The sequence below is a fragment of the Haemophilus parainfluenzae genome (assembly GCF_003252725.1).
Taxonomy (GTDB): domain Bacteria; phylum Pseudomonadota; class Gammaproteobacteria; order Enterobacterales; family Pasteurellaceae; genus Haemophilus_D; species Haemophilus_D parainfluenzae_L.
The window spans coordinates 385,129-406,735 of sequence record NZ_QEPO01000001.1 but is presented as its reverse complement, the minus strand read 5'-3'; the positions used below and the strand labels follow the sequence as shown (position 1 = coordinate 406,735).

Sequence of the window (21,607 nt, the reverse complement as noted above, 5' to 3'; positions counted from 1 at the left end):
AAGAGGGGTTAAGGGAGATTTTAAAGAATCAATTTTGTATCAATAAACTCGCCCTTCAAGCTCCCTCTCAATAGAGAGGGAGAACTTTTTAAATACTAACTCTACAAATCTATGGACAAACTTCGCCAAAAATATTTACAAAAATGGCTTCGTGCGCAGCAACAACCTGTTAAAAAATTAATGCGCACCAATATTGCCCTTGCCACACTTTCTTCCTTAATTCTTGTGGCTCAAACCTATTTTCTTGCGACATTGCTCGACAAGCTGATTATGCAAAATGTCGATCGCGGTGAGCTGGTTCCATATTTTATTGCATTAATCATTACTTTTGCTTTGCGTGCGGTCATTTTATGGCTACGCGAAAAAATTGGCTTTAAAGCAGGTCGATTACTGCGCAATCATATGCGTCAAAAGATCTTAGATAAAATCCATCAAGTTGGACCGGCCACCATCAATAATAAACCAGCCGGAAGCTGGGCAAGTATCATGCTTGAACAAGTGGAAAATCTGCATAACTTCTATGCGCGTTTCTTACCACAACAAAGTTTGTCTGCCATTGTGCCAATGGTGATTTTAATAGCTGTATTCCCACTCAACTGGGCTGCTGGACTGATTTTGATGGTCACTGCACCGCTTGTACCAATTTTTATGATTCTGGTAGGGATTGCGGCAGCAGATAGCAGCCAAAAAAATATGGCTACCCTTTCTCGCTTAAGTGCTCAATTCTTGGATCGCTTACGTGGTTTAGAAACCTTGCGTCTTTTCAACCGCACTTCAGAACAAACACAACATATTGAAAACACAACGGAAGACTTCCGTGAAACGACCATGACAGTACTTAAAATGGCATTTCTCTCTTCTGCTGTGTTAGAGTTTTTCACCTCCATTTCCATTGCTTTAATGGCGGTGTATTTTGGTTTTAGCTATTTAGGTCAAGTCGAATTTGGTACTTATGGCACTACGCTGACCTTATTTACCGGTTTTTTCTGCTTAATTCTTGCACCTGAGTTTTATCAACCATTGCGTGATCTCGGGACTTACTACCACGATCGTGCAGCCGGTATTGGTGCTGCTGATGCCATTGTCGATTTCTTAGAGGCAGATTATTTAATTGCACATCAGGGTAATGAACAAATTCCAGCACAAAGTGCGGTCGAAATTCAGGCTGAAAATTTAGTGGCGCTTTCTCCACAAGGTCAACCATTAACGAAGTCCCTTTCATTCCATATTCCGAAAGAAAGCCATATTGCCCTTGTGGGCCAAAGTGGTGCAGGAAAAACCTCTTTAATCAATGTATTACTCGGTTTCTTGCCTTATGAAGGCAGCTTAAAAATTAACGGTGTGGAACTGAATCAAAGCCGTTTAAGCGACTGGCGCAAACAAATTGCTTGGGTCGGACAAAACCCATTACTACTACAAGGTAGCATCAAAGAAAATCTACTTTTAGGCGATATTCAAGCAACTGATGAGCAAATTGAGCAAGCCTTGATTTCTGCCCAAGCGAAAGAGTTTACCGATAAATTAGGCTTGGATAGCGAAATTAAAGATGGTGGCATTGGTGTATCCGTAGGACAAGCTCAACGCTTAGCTATCGCTCGCGCTTTACTGCGCAAAGGCAATTTATTATTACTCGATGAGCCAACAGCCAGCCTCGATGCTCAGTCTGAAAATCTGGTACTTGCTGCCCTTGCAAAAATGAGCCATAACCAAACGACCTTAATGATCACACACCGTATTGAAGATCTAAAACAATGTGACAATATTTTTGTGATGCAAGAAGGTGAAATTATTCAACAAGGGCATTTCAACCAATTAAAAGATCAAGGCTTCTTTGCCGAATTATTGGCTCAACGAAAAGAGGATATTCAATAATGCGTGCTTTACTTCCCTTTTTACGTTTATTTAAATTTGCCAAGTTGCCTTTATTTTTAGGCTTGGTTTTAATGATTACAGGCCTTGCATCTAGCATTGGCTTGCTGACCACATCGGGTTGGTTTTTAGCGGCAACGGCCATTGCGGGTCTTGGCACGTTATTTAATTTCTTCTATCCTTCTGCCTCTGTGCGTGGGCTTGCCATTGGCCGTACCCTTTTCCGTTATTTTGAAAAGTTGGTGACACACGATGCGACTTTCCGCATTTTGGCTAAATTACGGGTACAAGTTTTTGAGAAAATTATTCCATTAAGCCCTGGTGTGTTAAATCGCTACCGTAACAGCGATTTGCTAAACCGCTTAGTGTCTGATGTAGATACCCTCGATAGCCTTTATCTTCGCTTAATTGCGCCATTTATTACGGCTATTTTTGTGATTCTAGCCATGTGTATTGGCCTAAGTTTCATCAATACTCCTTTAGCCTTAGGTTTAGGCATTAGCCTACTTTTATTGGTATTCGTTATTCCAACCGTTTTCTACCAACTGGGTAAAAAATTTGGTGATAAACTCGTGCATTCACGTGCACTTTACCGCACACAATTCTTAGAATTTATCCAAGCACAAGCGGAATTATTGCTCTTTAATGCTGAAGATAAATTGAAAGATAACATGGCTAAAACCGAAGCCAATTGGCAAGCAGATCAACAAAAAGAAGCCAATTTAAGCGGATTTTCAACCGCACTTTCACTCTTTTTAAATGGCTTAATTATTGCCGCAATGTTGTGGTTTAGCTCACAAGCGGAGTTTGGTAACGATGAATATCGCATGGCGTTTATTGCACTCTTCACTTTTGCGGCCTTAGCCTCATTTGAAATCTTAATGCCATTAGGTTCAGCATTCTTACATATCGGGCAAGTCATTGCGTCAGCTGAACGCGTGACAGATATTATCGAACAGCAACCATTAGTGACCTTTAATGGCAAAGCGGAGTTCGATCAAAACGCCACAACATTAATTGAAGCGAAAGATCTTTCTTTCACTTATCATGAACGTCAAAATCGTGCTTTAGAGAATTTGAATTTAACCATTCAAAAAGGTAAAAAAGTCGCAATTTTAGGTAAAACAGGCAGCGGAAAATCCACGCTATTACAACTTTTAGTACGTAATTATGATGCCAATCAAGGAGAATTATTCCTTGCTGGAAAACCGATTTCCGATTATGCAGAAGACACATTACGCAGCCAATTCTGCTTTTTAACGCAACGTGTTCATGTATTTAGCGATACACTTCGTCAAAATCTGCAATTCGCAAGTGCGGTCAATATTTCAGATGAAAAAATGATCGAAGTATTAAATCAGGTTGGTTTAGGCAAATTGTTGGAACAAGAACAAGGCTTAGATATTTGGCTAGGTGATGGCGGCCGTCCGCTTTCTGGTGGAGAACAACGTCGTTTAGGCTTAGCGCGTATTCTGCTTAATGATGCACCAATTTTATTATTAGATGAGCCAACTGAAGGCTTAGACCGCGAAACTGAGCGCCAAATTCTGCGTTTAATTCTTGCCCATGCTGAAAATAAAACCTTAATTATGGTGACTCACCGCTTAACGGCGATTGAGCAATTTGATGAGCTTTGTGTGATTGATGAAGCGAAGCTAATTGAAAAAGGCACTTATGCAGAATTATTGCAACTAGAAAAAGGGTTCTTCAAACAACTAGTGGAGCGTGTGTAAAATAAGGAAGGATAAGTTGGGTGGAAATCTTCCCAGCTTATTCTCGGCACACAGAAATTCCGACTTTGGCTGCTTTCTTCCGAACCTGACCGAGTAAACCGGACACCGTTGCGAGAGACCGAGAAGATTTCCATTGATATCGCAATGCGATTAGGTGGGCTATTATGCAAGAATTGGCCCTGTATTGCAAAGGTTAATTTATCAATTCGGTAAATTTGGCGAGAAAATCAACCGCACTTTTAAGGTAAAACCATGAACTATCTCCAATACTACCCTACCGATGTTATAAATGGCGAAGGCACGCGTTGTACCCTTTTCGTTAGCGGTTGTACGCATGGTTGCCGAGGTTGCTACAACCAAAAGAGCTGGTCTTTTGATAATGGCGTATTATTTGATGAAGCGATGGAACAACAGATTATCAATGATTTAAAAGATACGCGCATTAAACGTCAAGGGCTCACGCTTTCTGGTGGAGATCCGATGCATCCTCGTAATGTTGAAGCCTTACTTCCTTTTGTACAGCGTGTAAAAAAAGAATGTCCCGATAAGGACATTTGGGTGTGGACGGGTTATAAACTGGATGAACTTGATGATTATCAACGTCAAATGTTGCCTTATATTGACGTGCTCATTGATGGAAAATTTATACAAGAACAGGCTGACCCAAGCTTGGTTTGGCGCGGTTCAGCCAATCAAGTGATTTATCGTTTTAAGGTTTAACCGAATAAGGTTAAGCTATTCTGCCAAGCCGTTTCTTTAATCACTTCAGCATTTTCACTTCTTAAACGGCATAACGCTTCAAAGGTGTGAACTATCCGCTCTGGTCGATTAGGTTGTCCTTGAAAGCCAAACACCGGCATATCTGGTGTATCCGTTTCTAATACCAACGCCTCTAATGGCAACTTCGCAATCGCTTGACGCGTTTTATTTGCGCGTTCATAAGTAATAATACCGCCCACGCCAATTTTATAGCCTAAATCCACAAATCGTTTTGCTTGATCATAACTCCCTGAAAAACCATGCACCACACCACATTTTGGCAAATTGGCTTGTTTTAAAAAACGGAATAATTGCTCATGGGATTTTCGGCTATGTAAATTGACCGACAGATTGTATTTCTTCGCTAAATAAAGCTGACTTTCTAAAAAATGCTGTTGTTTTTGCCATAATTCATCAGCCAATAAATCTGCAATCGCACACTCTAAGCCTATTTCTGCTACGGCTGTACAATTTTGATTACGAACAGATAATGCTGCGTCCAATATCTCTAAATCATGCTCCTGATGCTCTTTGATATAAAGCGGATGCAACCCAAGTCCACAATAAAGATGCTCAGGGAAAAGTGCGGTCATATTTTGGATCGTTTTAAAATCCGACTCTTTTACCGCCACAATCAAGATTTTCTGCACATCAGCTTGCTTAGCGTTATCCACCAGCTGAGCTAATGGCTCTCCCGTGTCATGATGAAGATAATCGAGGTGGGTATGAGTATCGAAGAAAGGCATTACGTTATTTCACTTAAGAAAAAAAGTGTGTAGATTGCGCATCTACACACCAAATTAATTATTCAACAGAAACGGATGTAATCACCACATCTTCGGTCGGAACGTCTTGGTGGAAACCTTTATTACCGGTTTTTACTTTTTTAATTTTATCAACCACATCCATGCCTTCAACCACTTCACCGAATACGGCATAGCCCCATTCTTGTACCACTTCGCGGCCAAACATCTCTTTTGAGCGGTAGTTTAAGAAGTCATTATCTGCCACGTTAATGAAGAATTGTGCGGTTGCGGAATGTGGATCAGAGGTACGCGCCATGGCAATTGTGCCACGTTTATTGCTTAAACGATTGTTGGCTTCATTTTGGATCGGTGCATTTGTTGCTTTTTCACGCATTCCGCTTTCCATACCACCGCCTTGGATCATAAATCCATCAATAACACGGTGGAAAATTGTGTTATTATAGAAGCCGTTTTTACAATAATTTAAAAAGTTTTCTGCAGTGATTGGCGCTTTATCAAAATCAAGTTTAATTTTAATATCGCCAAAATTTGTGTGTAATGTAACCATGTTGTTTTCCTCTTGAAAATTAAGGCATTCATTATTCCACAAATGGCGAGAAAGTGCCACCATGAGCAGAAAAAGTGCGGTCGGATTCCAATCAGAAGAGAAAAAATATGTTAAAGATCTTTAATACCCTCACTCGAGAAAAAGAAGTGTTCAAACCTATCCATGAAGGAAAAGTGGGTATGTATGTGTGCGGCGTGACCGTTTACGATTTATGCCATATTGGCCACGGCCGTACCTTTGTATGTTTTGATGTGATTGCTCGCTATTTACGCTCTTTAGGCTACGATTTGACTTATGTGCGTAATATCACAGATGTGGACGATAAAATCATTAAACGTGCATTAGAAAACAAAGAAACCTGCGATCAACTTGTGGATCGTATGGTGCAAGAAATGTATAAAGATTTTGATGCGTTAAATGTACTACGCCCTGATTTCGAGCCTCGTGCGACACATCATATTCCTGAAATTATTGAGATTGTGGAAAAACTGATTGCACGTGGTCATGCTTATGTTGCAGACAATGGCGACGTGATGTTTGATGTGGAAAGCTTTAAAGAATACGGCAAATTATCACGCCAAGATCTCGACCAATTACAAGCGGGCGCACGTATTGAAATTAATGAAATCAAGAAAAATCCAATGGATTTCGTGCTTTGGAAAATGTCAAAAGAAAACGAACCGAGCTGGCCATCCCCATGGGGCGCAGGTCGTCCAGGTTGGCACATTGAATGTTCAGCGATGAACTGCAAACAACTTAGCGAACATTTTGATATTCACGGTGGCGGTTCTGACCTAATGTTCCCGCATCACGAAAATGAAATTGCACAATCTTGCTGTGCTCACGGTGGTCAATATGTGAATTATTGGATCCATTCTGGCATGATCATGGTAGATAAAGAAAAAATGTCGAAATCCCTCGGCAACTTCTTCACTATTCGTGATGTATTAAATCACTACAATGCAGAAGCGGTGCGTTATTTCTTACTAACGGCACACTATCGCAGCCAACTCAATTATAGTGAAGAAAACCTGAATTTAGCACAAGGTGCATTAGAACGTTTGTACACCGCTTTACGTGGCACCGATCAAAGTGCGGTTGCTTTTGGCGGTGAAAATTTTGTGGAAGCCTTCCGTGAAGCCATGGACGATGATTTCAACACGCCGAACGCTCTTTCTGTCTTATTTGAAATGGCGCGTGAAATCAATAAATTGAAAACTGAAGATGCAGAAAAAGCCAATGGTCTTGCTGCGCGTTTACGTGAATTAGCGGGTATCTTAGGTTTACTTCAACAAGATCCAGAAAAATTCTTACAAGCTGGCTCTGACGATGATGAAGTCGCAAAAATTGAAGCGCTTATCAAACAACGCAATGAAGCTCGTGCAGCTAAAGATTGGGCTGCTGCAGATGCGGCTCGTAATGAACTCACTGCAATGGGAATTGTGTTAGAAGACGGCCCTAACGGCACGACGTGGCGTAAACAATAATCTCACTTTGATACAAAAACTGCGGTCAAATTGACCGCAGTTTTTCTTTTAAGAAGAAAGCATTACATTTTCGGTTTTTCCATTGTTTTTGCTTTTTTCTTCATTTCTTTTGCTTTCATTTCTTTTGTTTTCATATCATCAGATTTCATTCCTTCTGATTTCATATTATCCATTTTCATGTCGTGAGATTTCATATCATGAGATTTCATCATCCCATCAGATGCCATTTTGTCATTTTGCATTGGCATAGCGTCTTTTGTCATCGGCATGGAATCTTTTGTCATCGGCATGGAATCTTTTGCCATCGACATTTCATTAGATTTCATATCGGTCGCATAAAGACTGGTTGCGAAGAAAAGTGCAGCAATAGCAGTAAAGGTTGTTTTTGAAGTAATATTTTTCATTTTGAATCTTCCTTAATTTGTGAATAATTAGCATTGGATGGAAAGGTTTCCCCTTTCATTATCATTAGACGAATGAGAAATCTATTTCTTACACTTTTTTCAAGGAAAAAATATGAAAACTGGAATTTCCAATAAAGACTTGGCTCAAATTAGAGAGCAAATGCTGAAATTTGCCACATTACAGGTGGGCGATTCTGTATTAGCTGAAGATTTGGTGCAAGAGAGTTTTTTAAGTGCATTTAACCATCTTGAGCAATTTAAACGACAAGCGGCATTTAAGACCTGGGTCTTTGCTATCTTAAAAAATAAAATCATTGATTTTCTTCGCCAGAAAGGCAAATTAGTGCTAGAAACCGAAATTGAAGATGAAGAACAAACTAATCATTTCTTTGATGAAGGTGGACACTGGAAAGCTGAACATTCCCCGCTTGATCTTGAACAGAGCGAAAGTGCGGTCTATTCCGAAGAGTTTTGGCTGATTTTTGAAACTTGTTTAACTTGCCTGCCCGCCAAACAAGCCAAGATTTTTATGATGAGAGAGTTTTTGGAATTATCTTCCGAAGAAATTTGCCAAGAAAATCAACTAAGCATAAGTAACTTGCACACGACCCTCTATCGTGCCCGCTTACAACTTCAAAACTGCTTATCTCATAAACTTTAAGGAGTGACTTTATGAAATGTCGCCAAGCGACTCGCCTCATATCAGATGCTCAAGAACGCCAATTAATGACCAAAGAAAAAATTGGGCTCAATTTGCATCTTGCCATTTGTACACATTGCCGTAAATTTCAACGAAATTGTGGCACATTGAGAAAATTAATGAAGGATTTCAAGGGATAAAAAAGCGGAAGACAACTTCCGCTTATTTACTCTATTAATTCGCAATTAACGCTTCTGCACGTGAAATCACTTCTTTAACTTCATCATCCGTCAATTTACCTTCTTTCACAAATTGCACCTTGCCGGTTTTATCAAGCAAAATAATCACGCTATCTTTTTCACGTAATCCCCATGCATTTTTGACCGCACTTTTATCATCTAAAATCACTTGGCTGTGGGCATTTTCTTTTTTACCTTTTTCTGCACTACTTTTCACAAACATGCCTGTGCCCACGACGGCATCATCTGCATTAATAATAGTCGTGGTTTGATATTTAGCTTGGTTAAAATGAGAGGCTTTGATGGCTTCTATCATCGCTTGATTTCTCTCTTTTGCCGCACTTCTGCCTGCAATATGCTGAATCACTCTAACTTTGCCTGGCAATGCCGTTGAGCTCCATGATTTATAAGACACATCATTTCCATTTAAAGTGATTTCACCTTTATCCGAAACCGTTACGTTCGCTAAAAGCTGATTAGGTTGAATATTGTGTGCGAATACATTGACTGAAATTAAACTTCCCATCACTGCACTCAAAAGCATAATTTTTTTCATAAATACCTCATAAATTCCGTGAAATTGCCCATTTTTTGGCGAATAGTCACTTTTTTGTTATACTCCGTGCGCATTATACTTTGCTTAAATCAGATAAAGAAGGAAAAAGAAATGGATCAAATGCCAGCTTGCCCAAAATGTAAAGGCGAATATGTTTATCATGATTCTGTAAATTTTGTTTGCCCTGATTGTGGCAATGAGTGGAATGGTAACGAAACAGTTGAAACCGATGAAGATCAACTAATTGTTAAAGACAGCAACGGTAATTTATTAGCCGATGGTGATGATGTGCTTTTAATTAAAGATTTAAAATTAAAAGGCTCATCTGAAGTGTTGAAGAAAGGCACTAAATTCAAAAACATCCGTCTAGTCAACGGTGATCACAACGTCGATTGTGGCAAAATTATGTTGAAATCAGAATTCTTGAAAAAAGCTTAAGAATTCCCAATAAAAAGAGCGGTCGATTTTAACGTTGTTTTAATCGACCGCTCTTTTTTATTTTCGTTATACCTTCGCAGGCTTCACAATTTCACTTGGATAACAACCAAGTACTTTCAGATAGTTACTGAATTGCTTAAGCTCTTCCAAGGCAATTTGGGTATCTGGATGATGAATGTTTCCTTCAATTTCTAAATAGAACATTTCTTCCCAAGGCTTGCCATAAATAGGACGAGATTCAAGCTTGGTCATATTAATACCGTGCTTTTTAAACACAAGTAAAGCATCCACTAGAGAACCCGCTTGTTGCGATGTTGCCATTAACAATAAAGTTTTCGTATGAATTTGCGGTGAAACTTCTCGAGCTTGTTTAGCTACCACAATAAAACGAGTGATATTGTTCTCTTGGTTAGCAATATTATGTTTTAACACATGTAAGCCGTAAAGCTTGCCACCATCTTCATTACCTAATGCCGCAATATTCGGTTTATTCAAGCTTGCCACAAGCTGCATTGCATGAGAGCTACTTTCGCAGTACTCAATATGCACACGCTCAAGACTTTGAATAAATTGACTACACTGCTGGATTACCTGTGGATGGCTATAAAGTGTATCAATTTTGCTTAAATCATCCTGCTCATTCACTAAAACACAGTGCTTGATAGGATAAGCCAACTCCCCTACCAATGATAAGCTAGTATGTTGAAGCAAATCATAAACTTCATTAATTGCACCTGATGTGGTGTTTTCTAAAGGAAGTACACCATAATCAGCTTCCCCACTTTCAACTTTTTCAAAAATTTGAGCAAAGGAATCGCAACTGATTTCAGCAAATTGTTGATGGTAACGAGCCGCATAGTTACGCGCAGCCAAATTAGAGTAAGAACCACGCTTGCCTAAGAAAGCGACATGTAACGTTTCTTCTCGTTGCTCATTGAGTTTTTTCTGCAAATACACTTGCTGTGTGAGCACAGAATCTTCAATGATTTTTTGGAAGACTGATGTAATATACTGTGGTTCAAGCTGATAATTTTGACTTTCAGCAAATTGCACAAGCTCTTGTAAGAGCTGTTGCTCTCGCTCTAAATCGCGCAACGCTTTTTGCGTGACCTCTTTGCTTCTCACTACATCATATGCCAGGCGGTGACGCTCTGAAAGCAGCTTTAACAAGCTGCGATCAATTTGCGTAATTTGCTGACGAATTTCTGATAAATCTAATGCCATTTCATTCCTTATTTAAAGGTTACTTCATTATGAGGGATGTATTTCTCCGCATTAATAGGTGAATTTTTCTCAAAAAATTCTTTTAAAACATCCGCATCAATAAAACCTGTGTTAACAAAAGTTGGATTTTTTGTCATGACTGGATAACCATCTCCACCTGCTGCATTATAGCTTGGTACAGAAATACGGTAAGTTTTATTTAAATCCAATGGTTTACCTTGAATCTTCACATTTTCAACTTTCTTATCCGAACGATTCACTGTCATGCTGATACCTGAATATTGTGCATAAGCACCAGAATCCACTTCTTTCAATGCCACCACATTTAAATAATCCAATAATTCTTTACCGGTTAATTCAAAATAGCTCACAATATTACCAAATGGATGGATTTTTAAAATGTCTTTATAAGTCACATCACCTTCTTGGATAGAATCACGAATACCACCTGAGTTCATGATACCAATGTCTGCTTTCGCTTTTTGACGTTGTGCTTCTGCAATTAAGTGACCAAGGTTAGTTTGTTCAAAACGAATAATGGTACGATCACCTTCTAACTTACCATTTAATTTCCCCACTTTTTGGCTTAATAAAGCATCACCTTTATCTTGGTAAGACTTTAAAAGTTTTTCCATTTCCGGATCTTGTGGAATCTCTTCCGCATAGTTCAAATATTCTGTTTTACCGTCTTCTTTTTTCACTTTTTTCTTCAAGTTCACTGGAATTAATTGATAATTCACTAATTTTAATTCACCATTTTTGAACTCAAAGTCAGCTCGACCAACGTATTTCCCCCATTCAAATGCTTGCATAATCCAAGTACCATTTTGGAAATCCGGTTTACATGGCTGAGTTGGTTGATAATCTTTAATCCATACACCTTTGTCATCCACACAAATCGGATCATGGCTGTGACCACCGATAATCATATCGAATGCGCCTTTATCTAAATTACGTGCAAGACTTACATCACCCGGCGCATTTGACCCATGTTTCGCATCATAGTAATAGCCCATATGTGTTAAAGCGATTTTTACATCGGGCTTAACTTTTTCATTTAGCTCTTTTAATGTGGCTTTTGCTACTGTTGTTGGGTCTTCAAACTTCACATTGTGAAGATATTCTGGGTTACCTAATTTTGCAGTATCCTCTGTGGTTAAACCCACCACGGCAATTTTAAGATCTTGTTTATTTAAAATGGTATAAGGCTTAACTAAGGTTTTACCTGTTTTCGTATTAATCACGTTTGCAGATAAGAATGGGAAGTTCGCCCATTTTTCTTGCATGTCAAGGATTTGTAATGGATTATCAAACTCGTGGTTACCTAATACAGTTGCTTCATATCCCATCGCATTCATTGCTTTAATGTCAGGTTTTGCCGTTTGCATATCTGACTCAGGTACACCAGTATTAAAATCACCTGCATTTAATAAAACGAGTGAGCCACCTTTTTTCTTCACTTCTGCTTTCACACGATTAACAATTGTTTTGTGTGCTGGAAAGCCATATTCACCTTTTGCATTCGGCCAAAAATGTCCGTGTGTATCATTGGTGTGCAATATGGTAAATTGATAGGTTTTATCTTGTTCATATGCCATTGCCGCAGAAGTTGCTAGCACAAGAGGAAGCACGGTAAATAATTTTTTCATAATAAAAAACACCTCTATTTTTGACCGCTCTTTACCTTCGCAGAAAACAAAAATAACATAGCAAGATGGGAAATAAAAAAGCTATACTCCCGAAAGAAGTATAGCTTTTCAACAAAACATTGTTAGATGAGTACCTGCGCAGGCGCAACATAACCTTGTGGAACTTGTTTCTTATCTTCAAAAGTAACAAATTCCCACGCTTCCTGATCGGCAAGTACAGCACGGAGTAACTTATTATTTAAACCGTGACCAGATTTATAAGCTTTGAAATCACCGATGATGTTATAGCCACACATATAAAGATCGCCAATCGCATCAAGCATCTTATGACGAACTAATTCATCTCTGAAACGTAATCCATCTTCATTTAAGATACGGTAATCATCTAATACGATGGCATTATCTAAGCTGCCACCTAGCGCAAGACCTTGAGATTGAAGATACTCAATATCTTTCATGAAACCAAAGGTTCTTGCACGACTAATTTGATGTACGAATGCCTGTGCTGAGAAATCCATCACGTAATTGCGTACATTTTTACTAATCGCAGGATGATCAAAGTCGATTGTGAAATCTAAACGGAAACCATTATAAGGTTTGAATTCTGCCCATTTGTCACCGTCTTCTACTCGTACATTTTTCTTAATACGAATAAATTTCTTCGGTGCATTTTGTTCTTCAATACCTGCATCTAAAAGCAAGTAGATGAATGGGCTTGCGCTACCGTCCATGATTGGAATTTCAGGTGCATCAACTTCAATAATAATATTATCGATACCTAAACCTGCTAATGCTGCGTTTAAGTGCTCTACGGTTGAAACACGCACACCTTGCTCATTCACAAGTGCAGTACAAAGCATCGTATCACGCACTGAATCAGCATTCGCAGGGAAAGTCACCGGCGGATTAAGATCGGTACGGCAGTAAATCACGCCAGTATTCGGCATAGCCGGGCGCAACGTTAATGTTACTTTTTTACCGCTATGTAAGCCTACACCTGTGACTTTAATGCTTTGTTTTAATGTTCTTTGTTTAATCATCTTTTTTACCTTATTGCTTAACAACAAGATTACTTCTACTCTTATTTCTCATCACGACCAAATGATGCCGGATTAAAGAAATTAGGATTATTTCTTAATTGCTCTAAACGGCTTGGATCAAGCGGTTTATTTAAGTTACCGTATTGTGGATTTTGCTCCTGTGTTGGTTCTGGTTGTAGATTATGTCTTAATGCATCTAAACCATGTAAACCAACTGGCGGTTGTGGCTGAATCGTTTCTTGTGCTACAGGTTGTTGAACTGGCGCTTGTTGTACTGCTGCTTGAGGACGAGCAATCACTACCGGCTCAGCCGCAACAACATCACCCAAACCTGTTGCAACGATCGTTACACGAATTTCATTGCTCATTTCAGGGACTAAACTGGTACCTACAACGATAGTCGCGTCTTCTGATGCGAAGCTACCTACTGTGTCACCCACCACGTTAAATTCGTCAAAGCCGAGATCCATGCCTGAGGTAATATTAACAAGAATACCTTTAGCATTAGAAAGATCGACTTTCTCTAATAAATCATTTTTAATCGCAAGACGCGCTGCTTCTTCTGCACGACCTGCACCTGGTTCACTTTGAGCTGAACCGAAACCAATCATTGCTTGGCCCATTTCCGACATAACGGTTCTTACGTCTGCAAAGTCCACGTTGATTAAACCTGGAGACGTAATCATATCAGAGATGCCCATAACAGAGTTACGTAATACGTCATTAGCAGCAGCAAAAGCATCAATTAACGTTGCATTTTTCGGGAGAACTTTTTGGATTTGTTGGTTAGGAATGATGATCATTGAATCCACATATTGTGAAAGATCTTTAATCCCTAATTCAGCAAATTGCATACGTTTTTTGCCTTCAAAGCTAAATGGCTTAGTAACAACAGCAACGGTTAAAATGCCTAATTCTTTCGCAACTTTAGCGACGATTGGTGCGGCACCAGTACCTGTACCACCGCCCATACCGGCTGCGATAAAGACCATGTCTGCACCTTCAAGCATTTTACGGATTTCTTCTTGATCATCTTCAGCCGCTTTACGACCTACGTTTGGGTTTGCACCCGCTCCAAGACCTTTTGTTGTTGCCCCACCAATTTGTACAGTTTGTTGAACTTGGCTTTTGCGTAATGCTTGCGCATCGGTATTCACCGCATAGAATACGATCTTACCGTGTTCTTCGCTATCAATTGCACTTTCGCCCAAGAAATTACCATTGAATTCCTGTTGCACCATGTTAGCAACCATGTGGTTAACTGCGTTACCGCCGCCTCCACCAACACCGACAACCTTAATCAGTGCACCTGTTTGCTCTTCAAAATCACCATACTCTGGGTATAACATTTGCTGTTCTCCGTTACTGCTAATACTCTGCTAGCACATTAATAAAAGTTAAATTTTTCCTATTGTAAATGAAAAAGCCAAAATGATCAAAATTCTGATTTCACTTTATTGAAAATATTTTTAAGGCCTTTCCAGAATTTTTTTCCTAATGCTTCATCACCATAGTTACTATCCACAGGATCATTATCACTATTTTGATGATGGTATTGTAATAATCCCACTACAGTTGAATATTGTGGGCGATTTACATAATCTGTTAAACCCGTAATATTTAATGGACTACCAATACGCACTTGGCAACCAAATACATTCGCAGCACAATCTTTTAAGTCTTCAATTTGTGCACCACCACCGGTAATAACGACACCAGCAATTAATTCAAATTTAATATGTTTGCTTTCTAAATCTTCTTTGAGCTTATCTAATTCGTCCTTAACAACGCCTAATAGTTCAATATATCTTGCTGAAGTGATTAAAGATAAATCACTTTTTGTTAAAGCACGTGGCGCTCGACCGCCAATACTTGCTACTTCAATTTTCTTATCACCATGTAAACGTGCCGGATATAATGCACTCGCATAATTCACTTTAATGCGCTCTGCCTCTGCACGAGAAACGGTACATGCATGAGCAATATCGTTCGTTACAATATTTCCTGCGTAAGGAATAACCTTGCTGAAACGCAATGAGCCATTGGTATAAACCATCATATTCATGGTGCCTGCACCGAAATCAACTAAGCAAACACCAAGATCTTTTTCATCTTCAGTTAAAACAGAATGTGTTGCAGCAAAGCCGGAGAACACGACTTTATCAACTTGCAATCCACAACGCTCAACTGCTTTTTTCAAGTTATTCTGCCAGTCTTGGTGACACGCAATTAAGTGTACGTTTGCTTTTAAACGAACACCTTGTAAACCTAATGGATTTTTAATATTAACTTGTTTATCTACGGCATATTCTTGTGGAATGATGTGTAATAAAGAAAGACCCTCAGGTAATTTCACTGAACTCGCTGTATGTAAAGCATCATCAATTTCATCTTGAGTCACTTCATTTTCAGAAATAGCAACAAAACCGCTCTCATTCAGGCTTTGAATATGTTCACCTGTAATCGCAAGAGTCACGCTCATAATTTGGCAATCGGCCATTGATTCAGCTGCCTCAATGGCACGTTGGATAGAATTAACAACGGCATCTAAATCAGTAATACTGCCACGATCAATCCCTTTTGATGGACAACTACCCACGCCAAGTACATTTACTACGCCATCAGGAAGCACTTCCCCAACGACAGCAACAACTTTTGATGTACCAACTTCAAGACCTACAATTACTTTCGGTTCCAACTCTTTTGCCATTTTCTTATTACACCCAATGAATTATTTTTTATTTCTCTGTCAATCCAACCGCTGCTGATGCAGATGCATAGCGCAAATCTACATAATCAATTCGTTTACCTTCAGGCACTTCAATTTGTGGATAAATCGTTACAAATCGATCTAATTTTGGTTTCCAATCTCCGCGCCCAAGTTTCAATACTATATCATTATCTAGCGTAACTTGCCACGCACCACGATCATCAATTGTCACACCTTTAACCACCAAATTTTTCGCTTTAAAATCAGCAAAAATTTGATTCCAAGCCTCTAATACTTTCAAGCTTTGATAATCCGGACCACCTAAATAAGGTAAAGCTTTTTCTTTTAACTTATCCATCGGCAATTGGAAAACGGTTCCCTCTTTTGTGACGAACTCTGTTTTGTTCCAAATAGCGACTGGCTGATATTCGGATAACCAGATACTTAAACGATTTGGCCAAATTTTACGAACTACCGCACCTTTTACCCAAGGAATCGTTTCAAGCTGCTCTTGAATTTGCTTAACGTCCTGTCCCCAGAAGCCCTTAAGTGAACCCATTTTGAGCAATACGTCTTGCACATCCGGATAAGTGGTAAATTCATTTTGACCCACTAATGCATAAGCAGTGATTTTTCTATCACCGTCTAAGCTTTCAAGCCAATTTTGCCAGTTTGAATAAACGAAATACCCTAGCCCCGCACAAAGTAACAGCAAAGCAAGTTTAATCTGCAACATAAAACGGAATTTACTTTCTCCGTTAGATGAGCGACCAAATTGCGTTGGCGGTGTATTTTTGCGCTTAATTACATTCATTACGCACTCAACTCCAAAATTTTCACGACGAGTTGTTCAAATGAAATACCGACTGTTGATGCAGATTTAGGGAATAAACTGTGACTTGTCATGCCTGGGTTCGTGTTTACTTCGACTAAACGGAAATTACCTTGTGAATCAGTCATCACATCAATGCGGCTCCAGCCACGACAACCCACGACGTCATAAGCACGCTTAACTAATTTCGCTAATTCTTGCTCACGTTCAGCAGAAAGTCCTGCGGGACAAAAATACTGAGTGTTATCTGAAATATATTTCGCATCGTAATCATAAAACTCACCTTCTGGCACAATGCGAACAGCAGGCAACACTTCGCCACCTAAAACAGGTACCGTTAATTCATCGCCAGCCAACCATTCTTCAATCAAAATGGTGTTATCAAATTTGAGTGCATAATCGACCGCACTTTTTAATTCTTCGACTGCTTTTACTTTTGTTAAACCCACACTTGAACCTTCAAGAGATGGCTTAACCATCAAAGGTAAACCTAATTTTTCGACCACTGCTTGTGGGTTTAGTTCGTGAGCGTTTTCTTTGGTCACGATCTCCATGTCAGCGACAGGTAAACCAAAGGCTTTCCATAACATTTTAGTACGCATTTTATCCATAGTTAACGCGGAAGCCATCACGCCACAACCCGTATAAGGCAAACCGATTTGTTCTAATAAACCTTGCATGGTGCCATCTTCACCACCGCGGCCATGTAAAATGTTAAAGACACGATCAAAACCATCTGCTTTTAAATTCGCGACATTATATTCTTTAGGATCGATACCATGTGCATTATAACCTTGGCTCACTAATGCATTTAACACAGCTGCGCCAGAATTAAGAGAAACTTCACGTTCAGCAGATGTACCGCCTAACAATACAGCAATTTTTTCTTGTTTTAAATTCATTGTTTTATCCTGTTTTCTTTTTATTCTTCATCAAAAGTGCGGTTATTTTTTCGATGTATTTATGCTTTCCAACGCTCAGCTAAACCACGAGAAATTTTGCTTACACTTCCCGCGCCTTGAGCAAGAATTAAATCGCCATCTTGAATAATTTGATCTAACACATCGCCAAGTTGTTCCGTATCAGAAACTAAAATTGGATCGACTTTCCCTAGATTACGAATAGAGCGACAAAGTGCTTTACTATCCGCACCGACAATTGGTGCTTCGCCGGCTGCGTAAACGTCTAACATAATCAATGCATCCACTTGGGATAATACTTGCACGAATTCATCAAATAAATCGCGAGTACGTGAATAACGGTGAGGCTGGAAGATCATGACAATACGTTTATCTCCCCAGCCTTCACGTGCTGCCTTGATTGTTACATCAACTTCTGTTGGGTGATGACCATAATCATCCACTAAGCGTACTTTACCATTTGGACGAATAAACTCACCTAATTGATCGAAACGTCTGCCCGCACCTTGGAAATCAGCAAGCGCTTCTAAAATCGCTTCATTGCCAATGCCTTCTTCTTTTGCCACAGCAAGTGCTGCCGTCGCATTTAACGCATTGTGTTTACCTGGCACATTCAATAATACATTGATGCGTTCACCACTTGGGCAAACTACGGTGTAATGGCCTTGGAAACCGGTTTGTTCATAATCTTTGATACGATAGTCAGCATGCTCGCTGAAACCATAAGTTAAGACTTGGCGTCCAACTTGAGGAACAAGTTCCATTAATACCGTATCATCTGCACACATCACCGCTAAACCATAGAATGGTAAGTTATGTAAGAACTTCACATAGGTGGCTTTCATTTTTTCAAAATCACCACCATACGTATCCATATGATCCGGTTCAATATTAGTCACCACAGAAACCATTGGTTGCAAGTGTAAGAAAGATGCATCACTTTCATCTGCTTCTGCAATTAAATAACGGCTTGCACCTAAATGCGCGTTTTTACCGGCAGATTTAACTAAACCACCATTAACGAAAGTTGGATCCAGTTTCGCTTGAGTATAAATCATCGAAATCATGGCTGTCGTTGTGGTTTTACCATGGGTACCAGCTACTGCAATACCATGACGGAAACGCATAATTTCAGCCAACATTTGTGCTCGCTGAATCACAGGAATACGATTTTGTTTAGCGGCAATTAATTCTGGATTATCTTCATGGATCGCGCTTGATACAACAACGACACTTGCCCCTTGCACATTTTCCGCTTGGTGACCAATGAAAATTTTTGCGCCAGCTTGAGCAAGACGCTGAGTCACGACACCATCTGCAATATCCGAACCAGAGATATCATAACCTTCATTTAATAAAATTTCGGCAATCCCACTCATACCGGCGCCGCCGATACCAATGAAATGAATTTGTTGAACCCGACGCATCTCAGGAATAATCTTTCTAATTTCATCCGAAATATGTTTCATATTATTTCACCTTTATTTTTAACCGCACTTTTAGGTTAAGGGTTTATTTGCTATCCCTCAACTTCTCTGTTCTTATTTCGCGTTCTCTACGATGACATCAGCTACACGTTTAGCTGCCAATGGGGCCGACATTTCTTTTGCCTTAATCGCCATCGCTAACAAGGTTTCACGATCTATTTTTTCTAAGAAATCAACCAACACATCCGCATTTAATTCATTCTGCTGAACAATTTTAGCTGCGCCTACATCAGCAAGAAATTTCGCATTTAAATATTGTTGTTGATCTTTATGCTGGAATGGTACAAAAATTGCTGGTGTCCCCACTGCTGCTAATTCACATACTGTTAAAGCACCAGAACGACAAATCACCACATCCGCCCAAGCGTAGGCTTCTGCCATATCATCAATAAATTCTGTAATTTTGACCGAATCTGCACGTTCACCATAAAGTGCGGTCACATTTTCAACAGAACCTTTACCCACTTGATGACGCACTTCTAGTTTATCTGCCAAACGCGCTACTACTTGCGGAATCGTTTGATTGAGTACACGAGCCCCTTGGCTTCCACCCACGACAAGTACTCTCAATTTTCCGCTTCTTTCTGAAAAACGCGCTTGTGGTGATGGCATTTCAAATAAATCTTGGCGAACTGGATTTCCTACCACTTCGGCATCTTTGAATGCAGTTGGAAAAGCTTGTAAAACTCGGGTTGCGATTTTTGCCAACCATTCATTGGTTAAGCCTGCTACGGCATTTTGTTCATGTAAAATAACTGGCACACCGCAAAGTTTTGCAGCAATACCACCTGGGCCGGACACATAACCGCCCATACCTAATACCGCATTAGGTTGATATTCTTGAATAATTTTACGAGCTTGTAACACGGCTCTTAAAATAGCAAAAGGCGCACCTAGTAAAGTTTTAATCCCTTTACCACGCAACCCTGAAATTTGAATAAAACGAATAGGAATGCCATGTTTTGGTACAAGCTGTGCTTCCATGCGATCTTTTGTACCTAACCAGCAAATTTCCCAACCTTCTTTTTGTAAGGTTTGAGCAACAGCGATGGCGGGGAAAACATGTCCACCCGTACCACCGGCCATAACTAATAATTTTTTACTCATAAATATCCCTAATCATCTCTCAGACGTGCTTGACCACCACGTTGTAATCTATTTTCATGGTCAATACGCAATAAAATTCCTACGGTTGCCGACATAATAATGATACTTGAACCACCGTAACTCACTAATGGGAAAGTTAAACCTTTTGTCGGTAACATCCCTAAGGCCATGCCCAGATTGACGAAACCTTGGAAGAAAATCCAGAAACTAATACCTAAAGCAAAAAAGCCACGGAAACGCTGTTCTAACATGAGAGATTCACGTCCAATTTTCATCGCGCGGAAAATCAATAAACCTAAAAGAATGACAACAACAAAAATACCAATAAAACCGAATTCTTCACCAATAATTGCCATGATAAAGTCTGTATGTGCTTCAGGAAGATAATCAAGTTTTTGAATGGAGTTACCCAGCCCTTCCCCACTAATTTCACCACGACCAAAGGCCATTAAAGAGTTAGTTAGCTGGAATCCTGTTCCATAAGGATCTTTAAACGGCTCTAAGAAACCGGTAAAACGTTTTAAACGATAAGAGGCAGAGAGAACCAGCCATACAAAGAGGAGTATGCCTGTACCAATTAGCAAAATAAATTGCCAAAAATTCGCACCGACAATAAAAAGCATACCAAAAGTGATTACAAATAGTACCACGGTACTCCCTAAATCAGGTTGAGCGAGTAAGAATACACCTAATACGCCCATCACAATAAAAGGCTTAGCTGCACTAAATTTTTTACCACGCACTTCATCATAACGACGCGTAAAATAGCTTGCTAGGAAACAGGTTAGCGCTAGCTTGGCAAATTCCGCAGGCTGGAAATTTAAAATTCCCAAAGAAATCCAACGTTTAGCACCATTAACAGAAGTACCGATACCGAGAACCAGTATTAATAAGACAATGGCTAATAAGAAAATTTTAGCGTACCACTTTTCCCATTGAGAAGAAGAAATTTGGAGGGTTAAATAACAAGTCGCTAAAGAAAGTAAAACATAAACAGCATCACGTTTAGCAAAATAGAAGGTATCATTAAATACGCGTGCACTGTAAGGCATTGAAGCAGAAGTTACTGCCACCAAACCAATCAGTAATAGCACGACAAAAAGCCAAAACAATGCGCGATCATAGAGCAACCCTTGCGGCGTCACTCTCGCCCATTGTTCATAATTTTGTTTAATTTTATTGATAAATTCCATTACTAC

Annotated in this window: 21 protein-coding genes and 1 other RNA gene; 7 read left to right on the top strand and 15 right to left on the bottom strand. The window is 39.5% G+C overall.

Going from position 1 to position 21,607, the window contains the following annotated elements; genetic code table 11:
* The first annotated feature begins 111 nt into the window (after nt 1-111).
* Nucleotides 112-1,872: a heme ABC transporter permease/ATP-binding protein CydD gene (gene cydD, locus DPV85_RS02070; RefSeq protein WP_111326757.1), complete on the top strand. Its 1,761-nt coding sequence runs from the start codon at nt 112-114 to the stop codon at nt 1,870-1,872.
* Entirely contained in the window at nt 1,872-3,602 is a 1,731-nt protein-coding gene (gene cydC / locus DPV85_RS02065; RefSeq protein ID WP_111326755.1) for a heme ABC transporter ATP-binding protein/permease CydC, read from the top strand. Before cydD ends, cydC begins: the two co-directional genes overlap by 1 nt.
* 26 nt (nt 3,603-3,628) lie before the next feature.
* Here the strand turns inward: cydC and ffs are convergent.
* Nucleotides 3,629-3,727: signal recognition particle sRNA small type (ffs, locus tag DPV85_RS02060), an RNA gene on the bottom strand.
* 127 nt (nt 3,728-3,854) lie between these two features.
* On the opposite strand from ffs, the gene nrdG reads away from it, so the two are divergent.
* Nucleotides 3,855-4,322 (top strand): anaerobic ribonucleoside-triphosphate reductase-activating protein, encoded by a 468-nt coding sequence (gene nrdG / locus DPV85_RS02055; RefSeq protein WP_111326753.1) that lies wholly within the window; start codon nt 3,855-3,857, stop codon nt 4,320-4,322.
* Here nrdG and DPV85_RS02050 read toward each other — a convergent pair.
* Nucleotides 4,319-5,107 carry a TatD family hydrolase gene (locus DPV85_RS02050; RefSeq protein ID WP_111326751.1) on the bottom strand — a complete coding sequence of 263 codons (789 nt, stop codon included), beginning with the start codon at nt 5,105-5,107 and terminating at the stop codon, nt 4,319-4,321. The two genes, nrdG and DPV85_RS02050, sit on opposite strands and share 4 nt — an antisense overlap.
* Before the next feature lie 58 nt (nt 5,108-5,165).
* Nucleotides 5,166-5,675 (bottom strand): peptidylprolyl isomerase, encoded by a 510-nt coding sequence (locus tag DPV85_RS02045; RefSeq protein WP_005699853.1) that lies wholly within the window; start codon nt 5,673-5,675, stop codon nt 5,166-5,168.
* Nucleotides 5,676-5,782: 107 nt separating this feature from the next.
* On the opposite strand from DPV85_RS02045, the gene cysS reads away from it, so the two are divergent.
* Nucleotides 5,783-7,162, top strand: coding sequence for a cysteine--tRNA ligase (gene cysS, locus DPV85_RS02040; protein ID WP_111326749.1), 1,380 nt, complete (start codon nt 5,783-5,785; stop codon nt 7,160-7,162).
* A gap of 62 nt (nt 7,163-7,224) precedes the next feature.
* On the opposite strand, the gene DPV85_RS02035 is transcribed toward cysS, so the two are convergent.
* Nucleotides 7,225-7,566, bottom strand: a complete 342-nt coding sequence (locus tag DPV85_RS02035; protein ID WP_049370109.1) for a hypothetical protein — start codon at nt 7,564-7,566, stop codon at nt 7,225-7,227.
* A gap of 112 nt (nt 7,567-7,678) precedes the next feature.
* On the opposite strand from DPV85_RS02035, the gene DPV85_RS02030 reads away from it, so the two are divergent.
* Both DPV85_RS02030 and DPV85_RS02025 read left to right on the top strand, forming a co-directional pair.
* The gene (locus tag DPV85_RS02030; RefSeq protein ID WP_111326747.1) at nt 7,679-8,227 is read left to right on the top strand and encodes a sigma-70 family RNA polymerase sigma factor; all 549 of its coding nucleotides are present in this window, start codon (nt 7,679-7,681) and stop codon (nt 8,225-8,227) included.
* Nucleotides 8,228-8,238: 11 nt separating this feature from the next.
* Nucleotides 8,239-8,406, top strand: a complete 168-nt coding sequence (locus DPV85_RS02025) for a zf-HC2 domain-containing protein (RefSeq protein WP_054418136.1) — start codon at nt 8,239-8,241, stop codon at nt 8,404-8,406.
* Nucleotides 8,407-8,440: 34 nt separating this feature from the next.
* On the opposite strand, the gene DPV85_RS02020 is transcribed toward DPV85_RS02025, so the two are convergent.
* Complete coding sequence (locus tag DPV85_RS02020) at nt 8,441-9,001, bottom strand: YtfJ family protein (protein ID WP_111326745.1); 561 nt, start codon at nt 8,999-9,001, stop codon at nt 8,441-8,443.
* 111 nt (nt 9,002-9,112) lie between these two features.
* Between DPV85_RS02020 and DPV85_RS02015 the strand changes: the two genes are divergently transcribed.
* Nucleotides 9,113-9,439: a zinc ribbon domain-containing protein YjdM gene (locus DPV85_RS02015; protein ID WP_111326743.1), complete on the top strand. Its 327-nt coding sequence runs from the start codon at nt 9,113-9,115 to the stop codon at nt 9,437-9,439.
* 66 nt (nt 9,440-9,505) lie between these two features.
* Here DPV85_RS02015 and pheA read toward each other — a convergent pair whose 3' ends face one another.
* The 10 genes from pheA to ftsW form a co-directional block, all read right to left on the bottom strand.
* A complete protein-coding gene (gene pheA, locus DPV85_RS02010) occupies nt 9,506-10,663 on the bottom strand; it encodes a prephenate dehydratase (RefSeq protein ID WP_111326741.1) in 1,158 nt (385 codons plus the stop codon).
* Nucleotides 10,664-10,671: 8 nt separating this feature from the next.
* Nucleotides 10,672-12,312, bottom strand: coding sequence for a bifunctional UDP-sugar hydrolase/5'-nucleotidase UshA (gene ushA / locus DPV85_RS02005; protein WP_111326739.1), 1,641 nt, complete (start codon nt 12,310-12,312; stop codon nt 10,672-10,674).
* Between the two features lie 122 nt (nt 12,313-12,434).
* Nucleotides 12,435-13,352 (bottom strand): UDP-3-O-acyl-N-acetylglucosamine deacetylase, encoded by a 918-nt coding sequence (lpxC, locus tag DPV85_RS02000; protein WP_049364420.1) that lies wholly within the window; start codon nt 13,350-13,352, stop codon nt 12,435-12,437.
* A 41-nt stretch (nt 13,353-13,393) separates the two neighbouring features.
* Nucleotides 13,394-14,701, bottom strand: a complete 1,308-nt coding sequence (gene ftsZ / locus DPV85_RS01995) for a cell division protein FtsZ (protein ID WP_111326737.1) — start codon at nt 14,699-14,701, stop codon at nt 13,394-13,396.
* A gap of 86 nt (nt 14,702-14,787) precedes the next feature.
* Nucleotides 14,788-16,062, bottom strand: coding sequence for a cell division protein FtsA (gene ftsA / locus DPV85_RS01990; protein WP_111326735.1), 1,275 nt, complete (start codon nt 16,060-16,062; stop codon nt 14,788-14,790).
* A gap of 28 nt (nt 16,063-16,090) precedes the next feature.
* Nucleotides 16,091-16,876, bottom strand: a complete 786-nt coding sequence (locus DPV85_RS01985) for a cell division protein FtsQ/DivIB (RefSeq protein WP_111326733.1) — start codon at nt 16,874-16,876, stop codon at nt 16,091-16,093.
* Entirely contained in the window at nt 16,876-17,796 is a 921-nt protein-coding gene (locus DPV85_RS01980; protein WP_111326731.1) for a D-alanine--D-alanine ligase, read from the bottom strand. Before DPV85_RS01980 ends, DPV85_RS01985 begins: the two co-directional genes overlap by 1 nt.
* Before the next feature lie 59 nt (nt 17,797-17,855).
* Nucleotides 17,856-19,283: a UDP-N-acetylmuramate--L-alanine ligase gene (gene murC / locus DPV85_RS01975; protein ID WP_111326729.1), complete on the bottom strand. Its 1,428-nt coding sequence runs from the start codon at nt 19,281-19,283 to the stop codon at nt 17,856-17,858.
* Between the two features lie 72 nt (nt 19,284-19,355).
* Nucleotides 19,356-20,408, bottom strand: a complete 1,053-nt coding sequence (gene murG / locus DPV85_RS01970) for an undecaprenyldiphospho-muramoylpentapeptide beta-N-acetylglucosaminyltransferase (RefSeq protein ID WP_111326727.1) — start codon at nt 20,406-20,408, stop codon at nt 19,356-19,358.
* A gap of 8 nt (nt 20,409-20,416) precedes the next feature.
* Nucleotides 20,417-21,601, bottom strand: a complete 1,185-nt coding sequence (ftsW, locus tag DPV85_RS01965; RefSeq protein ID WP_111326725.1) for a putative lipid II flippase FtsW — start codon at nt 21,599-21,601, stop codon at nt 20,417-20,419.
* Nucleotides 21,602-21,607 lie beyond the last annotated feature (6 nt).